General features: G+C 55.9%; 23 protein-coding genes. 13 read left to right on the top strand and 10 right to left on the bottom strand.

Annotated features, from left to right (window positions below; genetic code table 11):
* The first annotated feature begins 48 nt into the window (after positions 1-48).
* Genes JYE50_RS08990 through JYE50_RS09000 form a run of 3 tightly spaced genes read left to right on the top strand, consistent with a single transcriptional unit; the run spans position 49 to position 2,481 of the window.
* Positions 49-606 (top strand): ECF transporter S component, encoded by a 558-nt coding sequence (locus JYE50_RS08990; RefSeq protein ID WP_283399170.1) that lies wholly within the window; start codon positions 49-51, stop codon positions 604-606.
* Positions 603-1,925 (top strand): nickel pincer cofactor biosynthesis protein LarC, encoded by a 1,323-nt coding sequence (larC, locus tag JYE50_RS08995; RefSeq protein WP_084095205.1) that lies wholly within the window; start codon positions 603-605, stop codon positions 1,923-1,925. Before JYE50_RS08990 ends, larC begins: the two co-directional genes overlap by 4 nt.
* Before the next feature lie 25 nt (positions 1,926-1,950).
* Positions 1,951-2,481, top strand: coding sequence for a nitroreductase family protein (locus JYE50_RS09000; RefSeq protein ID WP_084095206.1), 531 nt, complete (start codon positions 1,951-1,953; stop codon positions 2,479-2,481).
* Between the two features lie 56 nt (positions 2,482-2,537).
* On the opposite strand, the gene lepB is transcribed toward JYE50_RS09000, so the two are convergent.
* The 10 genes from lepB to JYE50_RS09050 are packed head-to-tail and all read right to left on the bottom strand — an operon-like array spanning position 2,538 to position 7,649.
* Complete coding sequence (gene lepB / locus JYE50_RS09005) at positions 2,538-3,152, bottom strand: signal peptidase I (protein ID WP_179138261.1); 615 nt, start codon at positions 3,150-3,152, stop codon at positions 2,538-2,540.
* 25 nt (positions 3,153-3,177) lie between these two features.
* Entirely contained in the window at positions 3,178-3,369 is a 192-nt protein-coding gene (locus tag JYE50_RS09010; RefSeq protein ID WP_143763563.1) for a hypothetical protein, read from the bottom strand.
* Complete coding sequence (locus JYE50_RS09015) at positions 3,359-3,889, bottom strand: RNA polymerase sigma factor (RefSeq protein ID WP_084095209.1); 531 nt, start codon at positions 3,887-3,889, stop codon at positions 3,359-3,361. Before JYE50_RS09015 ends, JYE50_RS09010 begins: the two co-directional genes overlap by 11 nt.
* Before the next feature lie 48 nt (positions 3,890-3,937).
* A complete protein-coding gene (locus JYE50_RS09020; protein ID WP_084095210.1) occupies positions 3,938-4,390 on the bottom strand; it encodes a GNAT family N-acetyltransferase in 453 nt (150 codons plus the stop codon).
* A 29-nt stretch (positions 4,391-4,419) separates the two neighbouring features.
* On the bottom strand, positions 4,420-4,869 hold the full coding sequence (locus JYE50_RS09025; protein ID WP_084095211.1) for an 8-oxo-dGTP diphosphatase: 450 nt from the start codon (positions 4,867-4,869) through the stop codon (positions 4,420-4,422).
* Positions 4,856-5,341 carry a GNAT family N-acetyltransferase gene (locus tag JYE50_RS09030; RefSeq protein WP_283399171.1) on the bottom strand — a complete coding sequence of 162 codons (486 nt, stop codon included), beginning with the start codon at positions 5,339-5,341 and terminating at the stop codon, positions 4,856-4,858. Before JYE50_RS09030 ends, JYE50_RS09025 begins: the two co-directional genes overlap by 14 nt.
* On the bottom strand, positions 5,341-5,721 hold the full coding sequence (locus JYE50_RS09035) for a hypothetical protein (RefSeq protein ID WP_084095212.1): 381 nt from the start codon (positions 5,719-5,721) through the stop codon (positions 5,341-5,343). The genes JYE50_RS09030 and JYE50_RS09035 overlap by 1 nt, the downstream gene beginning before the upstream one ends.
* A complete protein-coding gene (locus JYE50_RS09040; protein WP_179138262.1) occupies positions 5,721-6,545 on the bottom strand; it encodes a GNAT family N-acetyltransferase in 825 nt (274 codons plus the stop codon). The genes JYE50_RS09035 and JYE50_RS09040 overlap by 1 nt, the downstream gene beginning before the upstream one ends.
* A gap of 13 nt (positions 6,546-6,558) precedes the next feature.
* Positions 6,559-7,092: a GNAT family N-acetyltransferase gene (locus tag JYE50_RS09045; RefSeq protein WP_084095214.1), complete on the bottom strand. Its 534-nt coding sequence runs from the start codon at positions 7,090-7,092 to the stop codon at positions 6,559-6,561.
* Positions 7,089-7,649: a nitroreductase family protein gene (locus JYE50_RS09050; RefSeq protein ID WP_084095215.1), complete on the bottom strand. Its 561-nt coding sequence runs from the start codon at positions 7,647-7,649 to the stop codon at positions 7,089-7,091. The genes JYE50_RS09045 and JYE50_RS09050 overlap by 4 nt, the downstream gene beginning before the upstream one ends.
* Positions 7,650-8,333: 684 nt before the next feature.
* Here JYE50_RS09050 and JYE50_RS09055 point away from each other — a divergent pair.
* From JYE50_RS09055 to JYE50_RS09100, 10 genes are all read left to right on the top strand, one after another.
* The gene (locus tag JYE50_RS09055; RefSeq protein ID WP_084095216.1) at positions 8,334-9,668 is read left to right on the top strand and encodes an ABC transporter substrate-binding protein; all 1,335 of its coding nucleotides are present in this window, start codon (positions 8,334-8,336) and stop codon (positions 9,666-9,668) included.
* A gap of 130 nt (positions 9,669-9,798) precedes the next feature.
* The gene (locus JYE50_RS09060) at positions 9,799-10,761 is read left to right on the top strand and encodes a carbohydrate ABC transporter permease (RefSeq protein WP_084095217.1); all 963 of its coding nucleotides are present in this window, start codon (positions 9,799-9,801) and stop codon (positions 10,759-10,761) included.
* A gap of 18 nt (positions 10,762-10,779) precedes the next feature.
* On the top strand, positions 10,780-11,655 hold the full coding sequence (locus tag JYE50_RS09065) for a carbohydrate ABC transporter permease (RefSeq protein ID WP_084095218.1): 876 nt from the start codon (positions 10,780-10,782) through the stop codon (positions 11,653-11,655).
* A 62-nt stretch (positions 11,656-11,717) separates the two neighbouring features.
* Positions 11,718-12,908, top strand: a complete 1,191-nt coding sequence (locus JYE50_RS09070; RefSeq protein WP_084095587.1) for an AGE family epimerase/isomerase — start codon at positions 11,718-11,720, stop codon at positions 12,906-12,908.
* Positions 12,909-12,937: 29 nt separating this feature from the next.
* Entirely contained in the window at positions 12,938-13,942 is a 1,005-nt protein-coding gene (locus tag JYE50_RS09075) for a LacI family DNA-binding transcriptional regulator (protein ID WP_179138263.1), read from the top strand.
* 242 nt (positions 13,943-14,184) lie between these two features.
* Positions 14,185-15,216 (top strand): glycoside hydrolase family 130 protein, encoded by a 1,032-nt coding sequence (locus tag JYE50_RS09080; RefSeq protein ID WP_084095220.1) that lies wholly within the window; start codon positions 14,185-14,187, stop codon positions 15,214-15,216.
* 187 nt (positions 15,217-15,403) lie between these two features.
* Positions 15,404-16,585 (top strand): glycoside hydrolase family 130 protein, encoded by a 1,182-nt coding sequence (locus JYE50_RS09085; RefSeq protein WP_084095221.1) that lies wholly within the window; start codon positions 15,404-15,406, stop codon positions 16,583-16,585.
* Between the two features lie 6 nt (positions 16,586-16,591).
* Positions 16,592-18,097 (top strand): sialate O-acetylesterase, encoded by a 1,506-nt coding sequence (locus JYE50_RS09090; RefSeq protein WP_084095222.1) that lies wholly within the window; start codon positions 16,592-16,594, stop codon positions 18,095-18,097.
* A 109-nt stretch (positions 18,098-18,206) separates the two neighbouring features.
* A complete protein-coding gene (locus JYE50_RS09095) occupies positions 18,207-19,163 on the top strand; it encodes a type I phosphomannose isomerase catalytic subunit (RefSeq protein WP_179138264.1) in 957 nt (318 codons plus the stop codon).
* Between the two features lie 180 nt (positions 19,164-19,343).
* Positions 19,344-20,936 (top strand): alpha/beta hydrolase family protein, encoded by a 1,593-nt coding sequence (locus JYE50_RS09100; RefSeq protein ID WP_084095224.1) that lies wholly within the window; start codon positions 19,344-19,346, stop codon positions 20,934-20,936.
* Positions 20,937-20,964 lie beyond the last annotated feature (28 nt).

Consider the following 20,964-nt stretch of genomic DNA (forward strand, 5'->3'; position numbering starts at 1 on the left):
ATGTGAATACAGTCCCAGTAAATCGTTCATATGAGAGGAGACCTGCCCTTGAACTCCCTGCAGATCAGAAAGCTGACCTACGCCGCGTTACTGCTGGCGCTGGCGGTCATGATGCCCAGAATTGCCGGACTCATCCCGGACATCGGAAAAACCCTGAACCTGATGCATATCCCGGTATTGCTGTGCGGTTTCCTGTGCGGCTGGTCCTGGGGGCTTGTGGTTGGTTTTACTGCACCGCTGCTCAGCTCGTTGCTGAACGGTATGCCCGGGATTTTTCCCGATGCGGTGGTGATGGCTTTTGAGCTGGCCGCGTACGGCGCCCTTTCCGGACTGCTGTACAGGCTGCTGCCGAAAAAGAAATGGAGCATTTATGCCGCGCTGATCGGCGCCATGCTCGCCGGCCGTATCGTGTACGGAATCGTATACCTTTTCCTCACCGGTCTGGGGCTGGTGAAGATTAACGATGCCCTCCTGGCCTTTGTCTGGGTCAGGGCGTTTGCCAAGCCTTTCGCCGGGATCATCCTGCAGATTGCTTTGGTTCCCCTGCTTGTTATGGTCCTGGAGCGGGCCCGGCTGATTCTGAATAACAGGAGAACAGTCCAATGAAAACACTGTACCTGGAATGCGCAATGGGCGCTGCCGGCGATATGCTGACTGCGGCTCTGCTGGAGCTCACCGGAGACAGGCAGGCGTTCATTGACAAAATGAATGCCCTGGGCCTGCCCGGTGTTTCCGTTGCTGCGGAACCTGCCGTGAAGTGCGGTATCACCGGTACTCATGTCACGGTCACCGTAGACGGGGTGGAAGAGGAAGCCGGTGATGTGCATGAGCATGAACATCACCATGATCATGACCACCACCACGATCACGAGCATGAGCATCATCACGAACACGGGCATGAACATGAACATGAGCATCATCATGATCACGATCATAGCCACGGGCACCACCACCATGCCTCCATGGCGGATATTGAGGCGCTGATCAACGGCCTGGACATATCCGACCGGGTCAAAGCAGACGCCCTGGCTGTGTACGCCCTGATCGCGGATGCGGAAAGCCGGGTTCACGGCCGGCCCGTCACTGAGATCCATTTCCATGAGGTGGGTACCCTGGACGCGGTGGCGGACGTGGTAGGCGTATGCCTCCTGATGGAGCAGCTCTCCCCGGATCGGGTCATGGCCTCCCCCGTCCATACGGGCAGCGGCCATGTCCACTGTGCCCACGGCATCCTTCCGGTTCCCGCCCCCGCCACGGCACTGCTCCTGCAGGGAATCCCTTCCTGTGAAGGTTCTGTAAGCAGCGAGCTTTGCACCCCCACAGGTGCCGCCCTGCTGAAACACTTCGTTTCCCGTTTCGGGGATCGTCCGGTCATGACGGTGGAAGCAATCGGCTACGGCATGGGCAAAAAGGATTTTGAGCAGGCTAACTGCGTCCGTGCCTTCCTGGGGGAAAGCGAGGGGGAACGGGAAACCATCACCCGGCTCGAATGCAACCTGGATGACATGACCGCGGAGGACCTCGGTTTCGCCATGGACCAGCTGTTTGCCGCCGGTGCCCGGGATGTCTACACCCAACCTGTCGGCATGAAAAAGAATCGTCCCGGTATCCTGCTGTCGGTCATCTGTGCTTCGCAGGACGCCGATCACCTGGCGGAAGTGATGATGAAGCATACCACCACCCTGGGCATCCGCCGCCAGGATATGAGCCGGTATTTCCTCCGGCGGAAGATCGAAACCGTCAGCACGGAATACGGCCCCGTCCGGGTCAAATATGCCTCCGGCATGGGCGTCAGCCGAGCCAAGCCAGAATACGAGGATATCGCTGCCCTGGCCAAAGAACACAATGTGCCGCTGAGCACCGTCCGGGAAGCCGCGATAAAAGCATACTCGGGAAAGGATATCAGCTCCGGAAAGCCGGAGTAATAACATATAAAGGGAGGATACCTATATGGAATTCAGAAAACTGATCGATGCCCGCCGGAGCGTCCGGGGTTATCAGTCCGGCGCAAGTCATGAGGACCTGGCCGCCATCTGCAAGGCTGCGCAGCAGGCTCCCTCCTGGATGAACCAGCAGACAGCCCGCTGCTATGTGGTGGAAACGCCGGAGATCCTGGAATCCCTGCGCGACGCCGCGCTCCCTTCCTTTAACCGGAACAGCTCGGCAAACGCAGTCCTCATCGTCACCACCTTTGTCAAAGGCATCGTTGGGTTCGGTCCGGACGGCAAGCCCGTGGATGATATCGGCAACGGCTGGGGCATTTACGACCTGGGTCTGCATGACGCCTACCTGATCCTTGCGGCCAAGGATCTCGGCTATGATACCCTGATCATGGGCATGCGGGATGTGGACCTGCTCCGGGATAAACTCGGCATTCCGGAAAACGAGGAGCTCATCTCCGTCATCGCGGTCGGCAGGAGTGATATCGTGCCTGCCACCCCACCCCGGAAGCCCCTGGAGGAAACTGTCCGTTTCTTCTGATCTCATCAATAAAAAGAGGGTATCGCACAGGCGATACCCTCTTTCTTTATCTGTCTTTATTCGATTCCGCGGATGCCGCTGAACGGATACAGCACCGTACGTGCGTGTCCGATGATCATATTCCGCGGCAGGGAACCCTGGGACCGGCTGTCGTTGGAGTTGTTCCGGTGGTCACCCATGACAAAGAATTCTCCCTCCGGAACCTCATAGGGTCCGAAGTTGTTCAGGCTGCCACCCCGGTATTCATCCAGGATATACGGTTCCTCATATCTTTCCCCGTTCACATACAGGTAGCCCTGCCGCAATTCCACGGTATCCCCCGGCAGGCCGACAACGCGCTTCACGAAATTCGTGTCACCCCGTCCCGGATAACGGCAGACTACCACGTCAAAGCGCTTCGGATCCCCGCCTGTGGTAATGCGGGACGCTGCTTCCTTGCCTTTGTCATCCCACCAGGGAAGGGAAAGCCAGGTACTCGCGTAATCAAACTTGGTCACAAACATGATCTCTCCGCTGGAGAGCGTGCCATTCATGGATGATCCGTCCACCCGGACCATCTCAAACGCGAAAGCCCGCAGCGGCAGGGCGATCACCACAGCTGCGACAATGGTCAGGATCCATTCCAGGATTTCCCGTCCGATCGTTTTCTTTTTCACATTCTTTTTCTTCATTTCTTCCATACATTCTGCCAGCCTTTCAGATTATATGTGAGAAGGCATGCGCGGCGGTACAGACGGAAGGAAGAAAGGTGAGCAGCATACCGAAGGCGGCAGCTACCGCCCAGCGGATTGCGGATGTGTTCTTCGGAAAGAGCAGGGCTGCCTGTTCCAGGACAGTAATTTCATTCCCGCGCAGGATGATCTTGTTCAGGTATTCATCACGCATCATCTTTCATTCCTTTCTTCATTTTCTTCCGGATCCGGTGCAGCCGGACCCGTACCTGGCCGTCCGTAAGGTTCATTTCCCCGGCAATCTGTTTCGTGGATTTTCCTTCCAGCGAAAAAGCCGTCAGCAGTTTCCGGTCCGTTTCATCCAGCTCCGCCAGCAGATGGATCCGGTTCAGCCGGTCCCACCGGTTGATGTATTCAGCCTCGGCGGATGGAACAGGCGGATCCGGAAGATCTCCCGGCAGGCTTGGATATCGCTTCTTCCTTCGCAGTTCATCTATACAGATCCGTTTAACGATCGTGTACAGATAGGCTGAAAAGGAACGATGCTCGTCAAGATCCTCCCGTACGGCATAGATCCGCGAGAAAGCTTCCTGTACGGCGTCTTCGGCGGCCTGGGGATCATGCAGCAGGCTGCAGGCATACGCCTCAGCCCCGGAACGCCAGCGCCTGATCAGCTGTTCAAGCGCCTCCGTGTCACCGGTCTTCAGCGACACGATCAGTTCCAGATCCCCCGGCATCCGTTTCACCTGCCTTCTGTAATAATTAACGAACGAAAAAGAAAAATGTTACAGCTTATACTGCATAAAATTTCCGTTTTTTTCGAAACCAAAGGCTGTATACAGCAGGACGCCCATATCAGACGCTGTGATCTGCACCGTTCCGCAGCCGTATGCCCGGGCCTCCTCTGTCACCCGCCGGAGCAGTTCCTTCGCGATTCCCCTGCGGCGGTATGCCGGGGCAGTATACATACTGGACAAAAGGCCGATCCTTCCGGAGGGGCAGCTGAAATACGGCGGTTTCTCCACAAAGGACATGCCGCTGGTACCGACGATCCGCCCTTCGTCCAGCGCCAGCCAGGAAACAAAAGTCCCGTCCGCCAGGTGCCGGTGATAGTACTCCGTCAGCGGCTCTGCCAGGTCAACGTCTTCCTTTGCACCTTCCTCCCGAAGCTGCGCGATCCGCATGCGGATAAAAACGTCAAGATCCTCTTCCGTCAGTTTCCGGTAGGTGATACTCATATCATTCCCTCCGTAATCGTCCGCCGTGTTTATTTCAGCACCGGTTTCCAGTCATCCGCCGGATCAAAAAACAGTTCCGTATATTCCCCGTCCGCCATGATCCGCAGCAGGCAGTCCATCTGCCAGATCCAGTTGGATTTCAGGACCTCATCCCGCTCCAGCCAGAAAACGCGGCCTTCCTCCGATGAAGTCAGTTCCCCGGAAAACTTGTCGGTTTTGAACAGGAAAACAATATAGCGCGTTCCGTCCTCGTTCACCCATTCCTTGATCCCGCACAGCTTCGGGTTCTCTATGGTCAGACCGGTTTCTTCCTTCATCTCGCGGATGACGGAATCCACAACCGCCTCATGTTCCTCCACATGGCCGCCCGGGAAAATGATCCCGTCAGCTCCCTTGCCCACCTTGTCCTGTACCAGTACCTTTGTGCCGTCCTGGATCATACACAGGTTGGTCAGGATCACCTTTTCAGCACGTTCCATTGTCTTTTCCCTCCGTATCCAGGTTAAACCGGTATACCAGCACCTGGCGGAATCCCCTTTCATACATATCATGATCTTCCGGGATGTCCGCGGTTTCCAGGTACTGCCCGCCTGCCAGCTCGCAGGTCCGCGCCGAGGCGGTATTGCCCGGATCACAGGTAATGATCACATAGTCCATTCCGTGTTTCCGTGCCTGCCGGAAAAGCAGTCTGCAGGCTTTCGCCGCGTAATGGTGACCCCGGTAGGCTTCATCGATCCCGTAGCCGATGTTCCCGCCGATGTACAGCCTGTCATTGTGGCCGATCCGCAGGTCGCACTGCCCGATCCGCGTTCCGCCCGCCAGGCAGATGCCGAAGTAATAGGCCGGCACCCAGTTTTTCTCCGGATTCCCTTCGGCGGTTCTTTCCAGTTGCAGCATGATCTCCCCGTCGCGGAGATCCTCCGTATCGTAAAACATATTATTCTTCAGCATTATATCATCTTTCCTCCTTCAACACGCACCGCAATCTGCCAGTCATCCTCATAAATGATCGTTCCGACCGCGTTGGTGTAAACAATGTCATACGGACGGGCGTATTTGTCCAGCATACGGACTGCCGGTTCAATCATCTTCAGCATCTCCCCGGTTGTTCCGGTCTTGAAGAAGGTGATCACCTTCTCCTGCTTTTTGCACTGTTCCGGTTCCGGAAGGTTTTCCCTGAACCATTTATCTATTGCCCTGAAAGTTTTCTCATCCTCCGGTTCCATCATGCCGTCCATGATCAGCCGCCAGCACATGCCAAAGATCCCCTTGGGATATTTCGTGATCCAGGAGTCTTCCCTGCCCTGGATCCTCATATACCTGCATTCCATCAGCCTTCCTCCGTTCCTGTCTGATTATTTGCCGCAGCCAGCGTGCACAGCCTTCCGCGCAGTATATAACCGATCTTTTCATAGCAGGCATTCGACGCCGCGTAATTGGCATCGGTATACAGCATCGGCGTATATCCCTTATCCTTCAGCCGTTTTGTCACCAGGTAAACCAGCTGCTGGGCATAGTGCCTTCTCCTGTATTCCGGAAGAGTAAACACAGGTCCAAGGCAGGCAAAGCACTGATTGACTTTGTAGGAACAGCAGGCAGTGGTTTTCCCGTTTTCGTCCTTCCAGAAAAAAAGTTCACTTTCCGTAATGCTGGCCCTGGCTTTTTCCAGGCTGCGTTCACTTCCCAGAGGTTCTTCCCCGATATCCTCAGTAAACTGGGAATAGAGTCCGGCAGCTTCTTCCGCGTCTTCCGGCGTGCATTTATACATTTCTCCGTCAGCAGGCTGTCCGGGGGCGATGGGCTCAGGACAGTCATAGGCATACATCTGCATATAGTACCCGGTGTCCACACCTTTCTCCCGCGCCTTTTTCATGAAATACTCCGCCAGTTCATATTTCATGTTGATCCGGTATCCTTCCTCCAGCGGCCTGCAGGATTCGGCCAGTTTCCAGGCTTCTTCCTTCTCCTCTTCCATCATGCCGTCCGGCGTCCAGATCCATACGGGATATTGTTTTTCCGAATGGCACAGGATCAGCTTCCGATGGTCAGCCCTGACCAGTTCACATTTCCCCCTCAGGATCCTGTCCAGCACCGCAAAGGTGTACGGATCCTGCGCCAGCAGTTCAAAATCCTTCTCATTCACAAACGAATCCATTTTGCCATCCTCCTCACCTGTCCAGGTTAATCCAGTACCGTTCCAGCCAGATTCTTTCATCTGGTTCATACACGGTTGATTCATACACACCGCCATTATTCAGGATCGTCCTTTTGCTTCCTTCGTTGCCCTTGATGCAGGTAATCAGCACCCGCTTCAGGCCCAGTTCCCTGCACAGTGGCAGCGCCGCCTTCAGCATGCCCGTGGCATAGCCCTTCCGGCGCTCGCCCGGCACAACGGAATAGCCGATGTTCCCGCCGTACTTTTCCAGGTATTCATTGAACTGCGGCCGGAGGCTGAACATACCGACAATCTTTTCATCCTCTTCCCGAATATACAGATACTGCCGGCTCAGCGTTCTGCCCGGGGTAAGCAGTTCCGGAGTTCTGCGGATCTCCAGGTGATCCAGCCAGTCCTGCGTCTTTTCATATTGCCGCAGGGAATTGGTTCCGTCCATGGATCCGCCGTATTCCAGGAACTCCTTCCGGTACGCCTGGATCTGCGCGTCATATTCCATGGAAGGCTCTGCCAGTTTCATACCGTTCATTCCTTCCCATCCTCTGTTTCTTTTCCGAATCCGTTGAACCAGGCCCGCTCCGCGAAGGGCTTCTTCTTCGGCGCATTCGGCGCGGATTCCATCTTTCCCACCGGCAGGATGCAGACCAGTTCATATCCTTCCGGCACGTTCAGGATCTCCGCGATCCGGTCGCAGATCCTGTCCTCATCGGTAATATGTCCTTCAAACCAGCAGCTTCCGTATCCCAGGGAGGAAATCGCCAGCAGCATATTCTCAATAGCCGCGGAATAGTCCTGGGTGGCAAAGCACCGGTCCCGGAAGGCGTTGATTCGCTGGCTCAGTACGCAGATCATGGCCGGCGCCGTCTCGCATACAGGCGGGTCAATCACCGCGTTGATCTGCTTCAGGATCTCCGGATCATCCACCGCGATCAGGCTGACAGTCTGCTTGTTGCAGCCGGAAGGTGCAGCCAGTCCCGTTTCCAGGATCGTCTTCAGGTCCTCCCGCGGTACCCTGTCCGGTTTGTATTGGCCGCGGTAGCTCCGACGGTTCATGATCAGGGCTATCATTGGATTGGTTCTGTTCATCTGAATCCTCCGTCATTTTTGTGTAGTTGTTCACGTATGAAAAAAGCCGCTTATCCGTCAGGGATAAGCGGCTGGTTTATCTATGTATATGCCAGGCTATTCTTCCCTGATCGGTACAGAATGATATGCGGAATGAGAGCGGACATGCTTTTCTGCGTTCGCGGCAATAATGGATCCTGCGGATACGGTTTTGTTCAGTCGCATGATACGGCGCTCCTTCCTGTGAAATATTGGGATGACTATACAACGGCGGCATAATGCCTGTCAAGGCTGATTTTCACATTCCCGTTTTTCATCCGTCTCTCTTTTCTGTCCAAAGTGATTGTTATGTTTTTGTTAAATTTTTCGTTTCTTGTTAACTCGTCTGTTAGCCTTTGTGAGCTGAAGTGCAGGTTTTTGTAAAGGCAATATTCTGTTAAGTTTATAAAGTTCATTTCTCTCAAACACTTATATATCAACGTTTTGGCGTATTGACAAGCTTGCAATAATTGATTAATATATGATCAAATAAGGTTTACATGTTAACCTAACGAAATTCATTCAGGAGGAAATCTCACCGGTTCTGAAACCGGGAGAAAAGAACAGGCTCCGCGGTACGGAGCGGCGGCAGCTGAAGCTGCGAAACACGTTTATATGGGCCGAAGCGCTCATAAAATATCCATCATTTTAAAGGAGGAAACCCTAATGAAGAAGATCCTGTCTCTGGTTCTGGCCCTGTGCCTGCTGCTCGGCCTGGCCTCTTTCGCTTCCGCGGAAGAAACCCTGCCCACCTTTGATCAGATCGTCCTGGGCGAGAACGCCGATCTGACCGCGAAAATCCACTTTGCCTATCACCGGACCGACATTCCGGACAAACTGAACGGTTATGTGGAAGAGTTCCGCAAGATCTACCCCAACGTGGAGATCGAGTACGAACTGATCACCGACTATGCCGAGAACGCCCTGCTGCGCGTTGACAACACCGACTGGACCATCATGGGCATCCCCACTGTCCAGAAGGACGAACTCTCCAAGTACTTCGTGCCGCTGGGCTCCCTGGAAGTGCTGGACGGCCTGTATAACTTCATGAGCACCCAGTCCTTCGAAGGCATCTGCTACGGCGTTCCTTCCACCGGCAATGCCAACGGCGTCCTGTACAACAAGCGGATCTTCGCGGAAGCCGGCGTGACCGAGCTGCCCAAGACCCCCGATGAGTTCATCGCCGCCCTGAAGGCCGTCAAGGAAAAGACCGACGCCATCCCGCTGTACACCAACTACGCTGCCGGCTGGACCATGGGTGCCTGGGACGCCTACATCGGCGTGGCCGCCACCGGCAATCCTGACTACATGAACCGCGTTCTGGCCCATACCAAGGATCCCTTCGCGGACCAGGGCAACGGCACCGGCCCCTACGCCGTCTACAAGATTCTGTACGACGCCACGGCGGAAGGCCTGATCGAAGACGACTACACCACCACCGACTGGGAAGGCTGCAAGCCGATGCTGAACAACGGCCAGATTGCCACCATGGTCCTGGGCTCCTGGGCCTTCACCCAGATGCGTGACGCCGAAGGCGGCGAGCATCCGGAAGATGTTGGCTACATGGCGTTCCCCGTTTCCATCGACGGAAAGCAGTATGCTCCTGCCGGCGGCGACTACAACTTCGGCATCAACGCCAAGGCTTCCTATGAAGAGAAGCTGGCTTCCCTGTACTACCTGAAGTGGCTGACCCATGAAAGCGGCTTCGCCTACAGCGAAGGCGGCGTCCCGATCGACAAGAACGGTGAATATCCGGACCTGTACGCTGCTTTCGATGGCATCGACATGCTGTCCGACACCGACGCTGTGGCCGGCGAGGAAACCCTGCTGAGCGAAATGAACGCCGAGTCCGAACTGAACTTCAACAACGGCGGCAACACCAAGGTGCAGGAAATCATCGAGCATGCCTTCAACCACGACAAATCCTTCGACGACATCATGGCTGACTGGAACGCCGCCTGGAGCGACGCGCAGGCTGCCCTGAACGTGGAAGTCAAATAATCTTTCACTTCCATAACGAGTATCATCCGATCCGCATCGGATGTCTCCTCCACCGGGCGGGCCCGGGAAAGCACTCCCCCGGGCCCGCCTTCTTCTTTCAACCGTGCAACACCAGGGAGGTGTGTTCCCAGTGAGTATCATCGGTACAGTTCAGCCGAATCTGCGCAGAAGGAAAATCAACACCCAGAAGATGCTGGTGATCTTCCTGTTTGCCGTGGTTCCGCTGTTTCTGCTGATCCTGTTCACTTATGTTCCCTTCGTGAAGATGATCCAGTTCAGCTTCCACAACATGAGCTATACAAAAGACAAGGGCTTTGTCGGCTTTGACAATTACCTGCGTATTTTTACCAAGCCCGAGTATGTGGATGCCATGCTGCTGAGCCTGTATTACATGGCCGGTGCGGTGGTACAGCTGGCCCTGGCCCTTTTCTTTGCGTCCGTCCTCAGCCTGGAACGTCTCCGGGGATCAGGGATCTATAAGGCGATCCTGTTCTTCCCCTTCCTGGTCAACGGTATCGCCATCGGCTACATCTTCAAGTATTTCTACACTCATGGTTTTGTCCTGGACACCGTCCTGCAGACGCTCGGTTTCCCGCTGGAACGCCTTCCCTACTGGCTGCGGGATCAGAGCGTCAACAACTGGTCCCTGGTCTTCACCTCCGTCTGGAAATACTGCGGCCAGAACATGGTGCTGTTCATCGGCGCCATCGCATCCATTGACCCCACCCTTTATGAAGCGGCAACCATCGACGGCGCAAACCGCTGGCAGCAGTTCAAGGCCATCATCCTGCCGGGAATCAAAACCGTCTTCATGCTGAATCTGATCCTTTCCATTACCGGCTCTCTCTCCGCCTTTGAACCGGCTTACGTGGTCGGCAGCATGGGAGCCAACGGCACCGCCACCTTCTTCATCAAGATCCACCAGATGGCGCATGTTTCCCAGAAGGTCGGTCAGGCCTGTGCCATGGCCATGGTGCTCATGGCGCTGATTCTGCTGTTTACCGTGCTGCAGCGCCTGTTCTTCCGCTATGTGATGAAGGATTCCGAAAGCACCTTCAACGCCAGGGCCAACAAGGCCAAGGCGTTGTGGTAAAGAAGGGAGGCTGCGCAAATGTCTGTTGTGACTCATGCGGTGCGGGACACCAACCGGAGTTCACGGATCAAACGTTCCGTCATCCGCGGACTGGAATATTTTGCTCTGCTCCTGGCCTGCTTTATCGCGCTGCTGCCCATCTGGTCTTCCTTCACCACCTCCTTCAAAGGCGCGGAGGAATATGCCACCACCAATGCCATGGCGCTTCCGCGGAACTGGTTCAACTTCGGCAACTATGCCCAGGTCTGGACGCAGGGTGATATGCTCCGGGCATTCCTGACCTCCGCCTCCGTGGTCATCGTCGTGGTCACCGTTTCCGTCATGATGGGTTCCATGCTGGCCTATGTGCTGAACCGCTTCCGGTTCCCGGGCAACAGCCTCATCCGCAATCTGTTCATGATCGCCACCCTGATCCCCGGCATCGCCATGCAGGTCACCACCTATCAGATCATGAAGGACCTGGGGTTCCTGAACTCCATCGTGGGCTATATGATCCTCATGAGCGGAACGGATGTCATCTCCATTTATATCTTCCTCCAGTATTTTGAAAACCTGGACGGTGCGCTGGATGAATCCGCCGTGCTGGAGGGCTGCACCTACTTCGGGGTGTTTTTCAAAATCCTGCTTCCCCTGACCAAACCGGCCATCATCACCGTAGCCGTGCTGAAGGGTGTGGGCGTCTACAATGAGTATTACAGCGCCAATCTTTATCTCCAGTCCAATTCCTGGCGCACCATTTCCACCGCGCTCTATTCCTTCTCCGGTCCTTTCAAGAGCTCCTACAACATCATCTGCGCCGGCGTCCTGCTGACGCTGATTCCCAGTCTGATCATCTTCCTGGTCTTCCAGAAGCAGGTCTATGCCGGGCTTGCAAGCGGTTCCGTAAAAGGCTGATACCCTTCCGGCGATTGACAGAAACCGTCATTTCCCTATAATGAAATTGTGAGGTTAACAACATGGTTAACAGTGAACCCGCAGTGCTGATATCCGGTATCCGTTCACATCTGGAAACAAAGATCCTTCCCTTCTGGGAAAACCTGAAGGACGATGCGTTCGGCGGATATTACGGATACATGGATGAAGCTTTACATCTGAACCGGAAAGCAGATAAAGGCTGCATCCTCAACAGCCGGATCCTGTGGTTCTTTTCCACGGCTGCCACCGTGCTGAAACGGCCGGATCTGCGGGTGTACGCGGACCATGCCTATCGTTTCCTGGACCGCTTCGGTGATCCGGAAAACGGCGGCTTGTTCTGGTCTGTTACTTATGACGGAACGCCGGCGGACACCACCAAGCACACCTATTGTCAGGCCTTCGCTGTATACGGACTTGCGGCCTATTACCGGCTGACCGGCAATCCCGGCGCGCTGGACAGGGCCCGTTCTCTGTTCCGCGTCATCGAGCGCAAATGCCGGGACAAGGGCGGCTACCTGGAGGCTCAAAAGGCGGATTTCACACCCGAAGGCAATGAAAAGCTGAGCGAAAACGGTGTCATGGCTTCCCGGACCATGAACACGCTCCTGCACGTCATCGAAGCGTACGCGGAACTGTATCGGGCTTATCCGGATGAAGCCGTCCGGTCCGCCGGAGCCGCAGCGCTTCGCCAGTGCCTGAACCAGGTCTGGAATCCGGAAAAGCACCGCTTGGAAGTGTTCTTTGACGCGTCATTCCGTCCCCTGCTGGACATGCAGAGCTACGGTCACGACATCGAGGCCGGCTGGCTGCTCCGGGATGCCGCGAAAGCCCTGCTTCCCGAAGCGGAACAGGCTTCCCTGGACGTCATGTGTCTGGACCTGCTCCAAAGTGCCGCGGACCGCGCCTTTACCGATCACGGGTTTCACTATGAGTCCGTAAACGGCCGGGTGAACACAGTCCGTGCCTGGTGGCCCCAGGCGGAGGCTATGTTGGGATTTGCCTGCGGCTGGGAGATGACACAGGATCCGGTATGGCTCAGCAGGATGAAAACCCAGTGGGAATATATCCGCCGGATGACCGTGGATCCCCGGGAAGGCAGCGAATGGTTCAATGAACTGCGGGAGGATGGCAGCTCCCTCGGAAAACCAATGGTGGAAGAATGGAAATGCCCCTATCACAACGGCAGGATGTGTCTGCGCCTGATAGGAGGTGGATTGCCGGGTATCCTGTAAGATCCGGCGGAAAAGGACTGGAGAAGCATATGAAAAGAGCAACCATGCGGGATATTGCCCGCGCTGTAGGCACCAGTGCAGTAACCGTATCCAAAGCCTTGGCCGGAAAGCCGGGCATGAGCGACAAGCTTCGCTCCAAGATAATGAAGAAAGCCGGGGAGATGGGATACGAGTATCCCCGGAACAGCCGTGTCATCCTCCCGGAGCACATGGAGATCGGCATCCTCATTCCGGACAAGTACTTTGAACCGGATTCCTATTACGCGATCCTCTGCAAGCGGCTGATTAAAAAGCTGGAGGATATGGGACATTTCGGCCTGCTGGAGATTCTGACCACAGAAGTGGAAAAGCAGTTTGCCCTGCCGAACCTGCTGACTGCCGGCCACGCGGACGGGCTGATCCTGCTGGGTGAGCCTGCCAAGCCCTATTACCGGAAGATCGCCCAGGCGGGCGTACCCATCGTGTTCCTGGACTTCTATGACGAGCAGGCCAATGCCGATGCTGTAGCCGGGGATAACAGCTACGGCACATACCGGCTTACCAGCCACCTGATCCGCCGGGGACACACGAAGATCGGTTTCGTAGGGAATATCAAAGCCACCAGCAGCATCATGGACCGTTTTCTGGGATACTACCGCGCCATGCTGGTCAATGACCTTCAGGTACGGGAGGACTGGATCATCCCCGACCGCGAGCTGACCGGCGGGCTGGTGAAGCCTGTTCTGCCCGAAGAACTCCCGACAGCTTTTGTCTGCAACTGCGACATCACCGCCCGGATGATGATCAGCCTGCTGCAGGAAAAAGGCTATCGGGTACCGGAGGATATCTCAATCACGGGCTTTGATGATTTCCCCCAGGGCAGCGCAAATGATGTACCGCTGAGCACCTTCCGGATCGATACGGATGGAATGATCGAGCTGGCGGTCAAGGCGCTGATGGAACGCTGTGCCGGTGAACGGAAACCCTTCGGCCGCCTGGTGGTCGGCGGTCAGCCGGTATACAGGGGATCAGAAATTCCCTTCGGGAATTTTTGAATTCATAATTCATAATGAATAGTGTTTATCTCCGCATTCATCGTTTATCAGCAGCATAATGGTAATTATACAATCCTCAGATCAGACCAATTGGTTCAGCAATTCATAATTGTTGAGGAGTTGTCCAAATCTATGATTTGGGTAACAGTTCCCATGCTACAGCCGTCAAAGGCGTGAAGCGGCTTTGGTAACGGCGATCGCAGAATTATGAATTAATAATCAAACACAAGGAGTACAAACACATGGCAGATATCAAAATGCTGAATGTCTCTTCTCTCCCCAACATTCCCTGGCAGGAGCGTCCTGCGGGGCTGAAAACAGAATCTCCTGTCTGGCGTTATTCCGAAAACCCCGTCATGGGCCGGAATCCCACCCCTGAGATCGCCCGCATCTTCAACAGTGCGGTCGTTCCGTGGGAAGACGGTTTTATCGCGGTGCTCCGCGGCGAACAGATCAACGGTATCCCCTATGTATATCTCGGTCATTCCAAAGACGGTATCCACTGGGATGTGGAACGGGAAAAAGTACCCTTTACCGATGAAGCCGGCAATCCGAAAATGCCTCACTACGCCTATGACCCCCGGCTGGTGAAAGTGGATGACACTTATTACATCATCTGGTGCGGGGATTTCTACGGTGCTTCCATCGGCATGGCAAAGACAACGGATTTCAAAACCTTCACCCGGATCGAGAATCCTTTCATTCCCTTCAACCGGAACGCGGTTCTGTTTCCCCGCAAGATCAACGGAACCTACCGTCTGCTCTCCCGTCCGTCCGACAGCGGCCATACTCCCTTCGGCGATATCTTCATCAGCGAGAGCCCGGATATGACCTTCTGGGGCAAACACCGCCATGTCATGGGCAGCGGCGGAGAATGGTGGGAAAGCGTGAAGATCGGTGCCGGCGCGGCTCCCATTGAGACCAGCGAAGGCTGGCTGATGTTCTACCACGGGGTTGCGACCACCTGCAACGGCTTCGTCTATTCCATGGGCGGCGCGATCCTGGATATCAACGAGCCCAGCAAGGTGCTTTACCGCTGCGCCAATCACCTGCTGACCCCGGAAGAAAACTACGAGGTCACCGGCTTTGTTCCCAATGTCATCTTCCCCTGCGCCACGCTGCAGGACGGGGATACCGGCCGCATCGCGATCTATTACGGTGCCGCGGACACCCATGTAGGCCTTGCTTTCACCACCGTGGACGAAGTCGTGAATTACATCAAGTCCCACAGCGTCCTCCATTCCGGCGACGATGAAGCGGTTCACAATTACTGATTCACGAATCAGTAATTGTGAAAATGAACAATGAACAATGAATAATGAACAATTGAATTGTTCCAGCTGAACCGAGCGCATACTGCTAAATGTCATTCCGAGCGTAGTCGAGGAATCCCTTACTACGTCCGAAGGACGCATAATTCTGAATTCTGAATTCTTAATTCTGAATTAACAAGGATATCGTATGAAAAATCGCAGCTTTGAAAGCCTCATGGAGTCCTACGAGCGTCTCCTGGCTCGCCCCAATCCGGCAAACGAGCACTTCTACAACGGCCTGTATACCCGTTACAGCAATCCGGTTCTGACCCGGGAACATATTCCTCCCTTCTGGATGTATGACGCTGATTCCGAAACCAACCCCTTTATGATGCAGCGCCTGGGTGTCAACGCGGTAATGAACAGCGGCGCCATTAAGCTGAACGGGAAATACTGCCTGGTGGCCCGGGTGGAAGGTGCTGACCGGAAAAGCTTTTTCGCTGTGGCGGAAAGTGACCGGCCAACCGAAGGCTTCCGTTTCCGGGATTTTCCAGTGATTCTTCCGGACACCGAAAAGCAGGAAACCAATGTCTATGACATGCGCCTGACCGCCCATGAAGATGGCTGGATCTACGGGGTGTTCTGCTCTGAGAGCAAGGATACCGGCAGTGCTGATCTTTCCGCGGCAGTGGCTGCCGCCGGGATCGTCCGGACAAAGGACCTGGAAAACTGGGAGCGGCTTCCCAACCTGGTCACCCTGAACTCTCCCCAGCAGCGGAATGTGGTGCTGCATCCGGAATTTGTCAACGGCCAATATGCCTTCTATACCCGCCCGATGGACGATTTCATCGAAACCGGATCCGGCGGCGGTATCGGCTTTGGCCTTTGCCCGGATATCACCCATCCGGTCATCGGCGAGGAAAAGATCATCTCCCGCCGGAAATACCATACTCTGACCGAGGCCAAGAACGGTGCCGGTGCGGTGCCCATCAAAACGGACCGCGGCTGGATCCATATCGCCCACGGGGTTCGGAACACCGCTGCCGGGCTGCGATATGTGCTGTATGCCTTCGCCACAGACCTGGAGGATCCTTCAAAGCTCATCGCGGAGCCTTCCGGCCTGCTGCTGGGGCCGCTGGGCCGGGAACGTACCGGAGACGTCAGCAATGTGGTCTTCACCAACGGTGCCATCGCGGATGACGATGGCAGGGTTTACATCTACTATGCCTCTTCCGACACACGCATGCATGTGGCGGAAACGGATATCGAGCGGCTGAAGGATTACGTTTTCAACACTCCCGAAGATCCCCTGCGCAGCGCGGACTGCGTCCGCCAACGGGCCGGTCTGATCCGCCGGAACCTGGAATACCTGAAGAATGAAAGGAGATAATGCTCCATGCTGAAACCGGCTTCTCTGTTCACCGACGGTGCTGTATTGTGCCGGCGGAAAGAGATCCGGATCTTCGGGGAAGTCTCCGAAGGGTTGGCTGTCATCGCCCGGCTTTTCAACCGGGACGGCATCCTGCTGGGCGAAGGCTCCGCCCAGGCGGAAGGAACCCGTTTCCTGGTCACCCTTCCCCCGCAGGAAGCACAGTCCGGCTGCCGGCTGGTCATCCTTGCGGGCGAAGAGCAGTCCGAAGCGGACGATATAGCAATCGGCGAGGTCTTCCTGGCCGGCGGCCAAAGCAACATGGAACTGGAGCTGCGCAACGCGGACGAAGGCCCGGAGATCATCCGACAGTATAATGATCCGCTGCTTCGGTTCTTCAATGTCCCAAAGATCGCAGTTCCCGGTCCGGATCACCGGAAGGCAAACGATGAAAACCGCTGGCATGCCATCTCTCCCGGAACCGGCGGAGTCAACAGCGCTGTGGCATATTTCTTCGCCGCGAAGCTCCGTGAGCGGATGCCGGATATTCCCGTGGGGATCATCGGCTGCTACTGGGGCGGTACCTCCGTCACCTGCTGGATGGATGAGAAAACCCTCCGGACTGATCCGGAAGGCACCCGCTATCTGGATCATTATGCTGAGCTGGCCGGCGGCAAAAGCATGGAGACCTGGCTGGCGGAGGAAAAACAGTTCCAGGACACCTTCGGTGCCTGGAACCAGACCGCGGAAAAGTATAAGCACGAGCATCCGGGCGCGCCCTGGGACGATGTTATTGCTGCCTGCGGATTTGTCCCCTGGGCTCCTCCCGCAGGTCCCGGTTCCCCGTATCGCCCGGGCGGACTGGCAGAAACCATGGTTCGTGAAATCATTCCCGTTACCCTCACCGCCGTTCTCTTTTACCAGGGCGAAGAGGACACGACCAAAACGGATCATTATGATGCGCTCTTCACCCTGCTCATCCGCACCTGGAGGACCTGGTTCCGGGAAGAAGATCTGCCCTTTCTCTTCGTCCAGCTTCCCATGTGGATCGATTCCGGCGCAGCGGATACCTTCCTCTGGCCTAAGCTCCGCAAGGCGCAGGCCGCAGTCCGGGATGCCGTGCCCCGTACCGGAATGATCTGCCTCCTGGATCAGGGCGAATACGGCAACATTCACCCCACCGCGAAGCGCCCCGTGGGTGAACGCCTGACAGAGCTCGCCGGCGTCATGCTGTACGGCAGCGGTGAACTATCCCCCCGTGCGGAAGGTCTCCATCCCGAGGGCAGCACGCTTGCCGTGCACCTGTCTGCTCCTGTGGAGATCCGGAGTGATGCCGCGCCCGGCCTGCTGGAAATTGCCGGTGCGGATGGTCTCTACGTTCCCGCGCAGGCGGAAATCAGCGGCAGCCGGCTGCTGTTGCGGGCGGATGGTGTGGAGCATCCCCTTCACGCCCGTTATGCCTGGACCGATTATGCTGCGCCTGTCAGCCTGTTCGGGCTGAACGGCCTGCCGCTTGAACCCTTTGATTTCTGAATACCCGGCGGGTTTACGAACCCGCATATAACAACTGAACAGCAAAACCCGCTGTCAGGCGGATACCGCCTGCCTGAGCTTTGCTGTTGCCAAAATGAGGAATAATGCCATGAACATGAATGTCTTTCCGCTTGTTATGACCCCGGCCTTCCGCCACGGTTCGCAGACTCCCTGGGGCGGTCATGCCCTGAAGGAACTTTTCGGAAAAGATACTCCGGAGGATATCACCGGTGAAAGCCTGGAAGTTTCCGCCCTGCCCGGACTGGAAAGCTGTGTTTCCGGCGGGGAGTATGCCGGCAAAACGCTGCGGGAGATGCATTCCCTCTGGGGAAAATCCCTGACCGGCCTGGAAGGAAAGGACTTCCCGCTGCTGCTGAAGTTTCTGGACACCCGTCAGCCTCTCTCTGTCCAGGTCCATCCCGATGACAGCTATGCCCTCTCCCATGAAGGCAAGCTCGGCAAGAGTGAGGCATGGTATATCCTGGACGCTGCGCCCGGGGCTGAGCTGGTGTACGGAATCAACACCCGCGGAGAGTCCCTGCGGTCCGTCCTGGATGCAGGAAAGCTGGAAAGCTGCCTGTGCCGCACAGAGGTTCACGCGGGAGATGTGTTCTATATCCCCGCCGGAACAGTGCATGCCCTGGGAGCCGGCATCCGGTGCTACGAAATCCAGCAGACCAGTGACCTCACCTACCGTCTCTGGGACTGGGGCCGGGTCGGAAAGGACGGCAGGCCCCGTCAGCTGCACATTGAGCAGGCAATTGCCGTTTCCAACATCAATTCCCTCCCCGTCCGTGGGGAAACCGTGGAAAAGCTTCCCGGCGGCCTTCGCACGCTGCTGGTCAGCGATCCGCATTTCCGGCTGTATGCCTGTGACCTGGGCGGCAGGCTGTCCCTGGCCACCGGCAAAATGCAGTTCCTGAGTGCCACCGCCAAAGGCTGTACCCTGTGCTGGGAAGATCACCGGATCTCCCTCCTTCCCTGGCAGACCGCCGTTCTCCCTGCCGCCCTGCCGGAAATCGCTGTGGAAGGCCGCGGTCGGATCCTTGTTTCCAGTCCTGCGTAAACCTCAATTGTTTTTTGTGTGTCTCTGAACGTTTTATGCCGGTTTTGCGATTTTTGTCCGTTGATTGGCAGATCTGCGTATTGTATCGGAGAAGTCTTACGGTATAGAATACAAAGTGAGTGAACGATCATCTGAATCGTGAAAAGCATAAAACCGCACAAAACGCAGGAGGACACACCGATGGCAATGATGGAAAGGCCGCAGGTCCGGGAAATCACCGGAGGCAAATGCTGGGAACACACCTTTGATCAGTTCTTTCTGAAAGTATATGTTCCGGATAACAAGATTGACGGACAGGTTAACAACTATGGTTTCCGTGCTCCGCTGCTCCTGGTTTTTGAAGAAGAAAAGCAGGACATGGACAGCGCTGTGGCCTTTGCCCGGAATACCGGCCTGGAAGCCATCGCCGCCAATGTTGATTCCAGCGTCCTCTTCATCTACCCCACCGCGGAAGGCGGCTGGGCCGGTGCCGGTCAGGACCTCTACGCTTCCGTGATCTCTGAGATCAAAATGATCCAGGTCTATAAAGACGGTATCGTTGAAAACTTTGATTTCTTCACCCAGACCTTCAAGGGTTATTTCGTCCGCGGCGCCATCTTCCGCACGGATATCTACAGCTTCGGCGTCTCCGCGGATTATGTGGCAAAGAATCTCCTGCAGACCCTGCAGGGTGAATACCTCTGGGGACCCGGCGAGATCACTCCCGCCATGTGCTCAATGGAACGCCTGAGCGTTGTGCCGGACGTGCAGCGGAAGGACATCCCTGTCCTCAGCGTCGGAAACAGCGCGGAGATCAACAAGGCCTTTGACGGCTGCGAACACCTGCTGGTCAAGAACAAAGCTGAATATGAAGCGGACTTCGACGCCTTTGTAAAGCATTTCAAGATGTGGTGCGGAAAGATCGAGCTGGAGCCCGATTTCAAAGCCCTGAACATGACGGAAGACGCCGGCTGCGTAACCGTTAACACTTCTCCTGACAACTGGACCATCAAGGACGTGAAAACCCACAAGGTGGGCTATTTCGCCTACTATAACAACGACCTGTTCGCCAACGGTCCCGTGCCGCTGGTCCTCGGTTTCCACGGCGGCGGCGATTCCTCCATGTACCTGACCTTTGTGGCCGGCTGGTGGGAAATCTGCCACCGCTACAACTTCCTCTTTGTTTCCGTGGAAAACCACCAGAACGTCACCGCCACCGAAGCAGTGGAAGTGATCGAGGATCTGAAAAAGCGGTACCCGATTGACGAGCACCGCATTTATGCCACCGGCTTCTCCATGGGAAGCGGTAAAACCTGGGACTGCTACCAGGAGTATCCGGACGTGTTCGCCGGCATCATGCCCGCCAGCGCCCTCTTCCCGGTCTACAAGACCTTCTGGGGCGGCCCCGCCACAGATCGCCTGAACAAAACCGTTCCTGTTCCGGTCTTCTATTCCGGCGGCGAGGAATCCCACCTGCCGGAGCTTCCCTTCCACTCTGATACCGCCCTGGAGCGGGTGCAGTATGTGGCGGAAGTCAATAAAGTGAAAAAAGACTTCAGCGGCGTTTCCTTCGAAAAGAAAGATTCCTGGGAACAGCCCATCTGGGGTATTCCCGGAGACCGCGTGGAAAAGATCTACGATCCTTCCCGGGGCAGCACCCTGACCGTCCACTACTATGAAAGCGAAGATGGTGTGATCCGCACCGCTTTCGCCAGCGTCAGCGGACAGATCCATGAGTGCCGTCACCACAGCTGCGAGAACGCCTGGAAGTTCATCTCCCAGTTCACGCGGTAATATCCCTTCCGTTGGTCCCTGCACAGGT

It is taken from the genome of Aristaeella lactis, from assembly GCF_018118585.1.
Classification (GTDB): Bacteria; Bacillota; Clostridia; order Christensenellales; family Aristaeellaceae; genus Aristaeella; species Aristaeella lactis.

Excerpts from the sequence above, each read along its gene's own strand:
- larC (WP_084095205.1), top strand. The coding sequence starts at position 603 with ATGAAAACACTGTACCTGGAATGCGCAATGGGCGCTGCCGGCGATATG.
- JYE50_RS09000 (WP_084095206.1), top strand. The coding sequence starts at position 1,951 with ATGGAATTCAGAAAACTGATCGATGCCCGCCGGAGCGTCCGGGGTTAT.
- lepB (WP_179138261.1), bottom strand. The coding sequence starts at position 3,152 with ATGAAGAAAAAGAATGTGAAAAAGAAAACGATCGGACGGGAAATCCTG.
- JYE50_RS09010 (WP_143763563.1), bottom strand. The coding sequence starts at position 3,369 with ATGATGCGTGATGAATACCTGAACAAGATCATCCTGCGCGGGAATGAA.
- JYE50_RS09015 (WP_084095209.1), bottom strand. The coding sequence starts at position 3,889 with ATGCCGGGGGATCTGGAACTGATCGTGTCGCTGAAGACCGGTGACACG.
- JYE50_RS09020 (WP_084095210.1), bottom strand. The coding sequence starts at position 4,390 with ATGAGTATCACCTACCGGAAACTGACGGAAGAGGATCTTGACGTTTTT.
- JYE50_RS09025 (WP_084095211.1), bottom strand. The coding sequence starts at position 4,869 with ATGGAACGTGCTGAAAAGGTGATCCTGACCAACCTGTGTATGATCCAG.
- JYE50_RS09030 (WP_283399171.1), bottom strand. The coding sequence starts at position 5,341 with ATGCTGAAGAATAATATGTTTTACGATACGGAGGATCTCCGCGACGGG.
- JYE50_RS09035 (WP_084095212.1), bottom strand. The coding sequence starts at position 5,721 with ATGGAATGCAGGTATATGAGGATCCAGGGCAGGGAAGACTCCTGGATC.
- JYE50_RS09040 (WP_179138262.1), bottom strand. The coding sequence starts at position 6,545 with ATGGATTCGTTTGTGAATGAGAAGGATTTTGAACTGCTGGCGCAGGAT.
- JYE50_RS09045 (WP_084095214.1), bottom strand. The coding sequence starts at position 7,092 with ATGAACGGTATGAAACTGGCAGAGCCTTCCATGGAATATGACGCGCAG.
- JYE50_RS09050 (WP_084095215.1), bottom strand. The coding sequence starts at position 7,649 with ATGAACAGAACCAATCCAATGATAGCCCTGATCATGAACCGTCGGAGC.
- JYE50_RS09055 (WP_084095216.1), top strand. The coding sequence starts at position 8,334 with ATGAAGAAGATCCTGTCTCTGGTTCTGGCCCTGTGCCTGCTGCTCGGC.
- JYE50_RS09065 (WP_084095218.1), top strand. The coding sequence starts at position 10,780 with ATGTCTGTTGTGACTCATGCGGTGCGGGACACCAACCGGAGTTCACGG.
- JYE50_RS09070 (WP_084095587.1), top strand. The coding sequence starts at position 11,718 with ATGGTTAACAGTGAACCCGCAGTGCTGATATCCGGTATCCGTTCACAT.
- JYE50_RS09075 (WP_179138263.1), top strand. The coding sequence starts at position 12,938 with ATGAAAAGAGCAACCATGCGGGATATTGCCCGCGCTGTAGGCACCAGT.
- JYE50_RS09080 (WP_084095220.1), top strand. The coding sequence starts at position 14,185 with ATGGCAGATATCAAAATGCTGAATGTCTCTTCTCTCCCCAACATTCCC.
- JYE50_RS09085 (WP_084095221.1), top strand. The coding sequence starts at position 15,404 with ATGAAAAATCGCAGCTTTGAAAGCCTCATGGAGTCCTACGAGCGTCTC.
- JYE50_RS09090 (WP_084095222.1), top strand. The coding sequence starts at position 16,592 with ATGCTGAAACCGGCTTCTCTGTTCACCGACGGTGCTGTATTGTGCCGG.
- JYE50_RS09095 (WP_179138264.1), top strand. The coding sequence starts at position 18,207 with ATGAACATGAATGTCTTTCCGCTTGTTATGACCCCGGCCTTCCGCCAC.
- JYE50_RS09100 (WP_084095224.1), top strand. The coding sequence starts at position 19,344 with ATGGCAATGATGGAAAGGCCGCAGGTCCGGGAAATCACCGGAGGCAAA.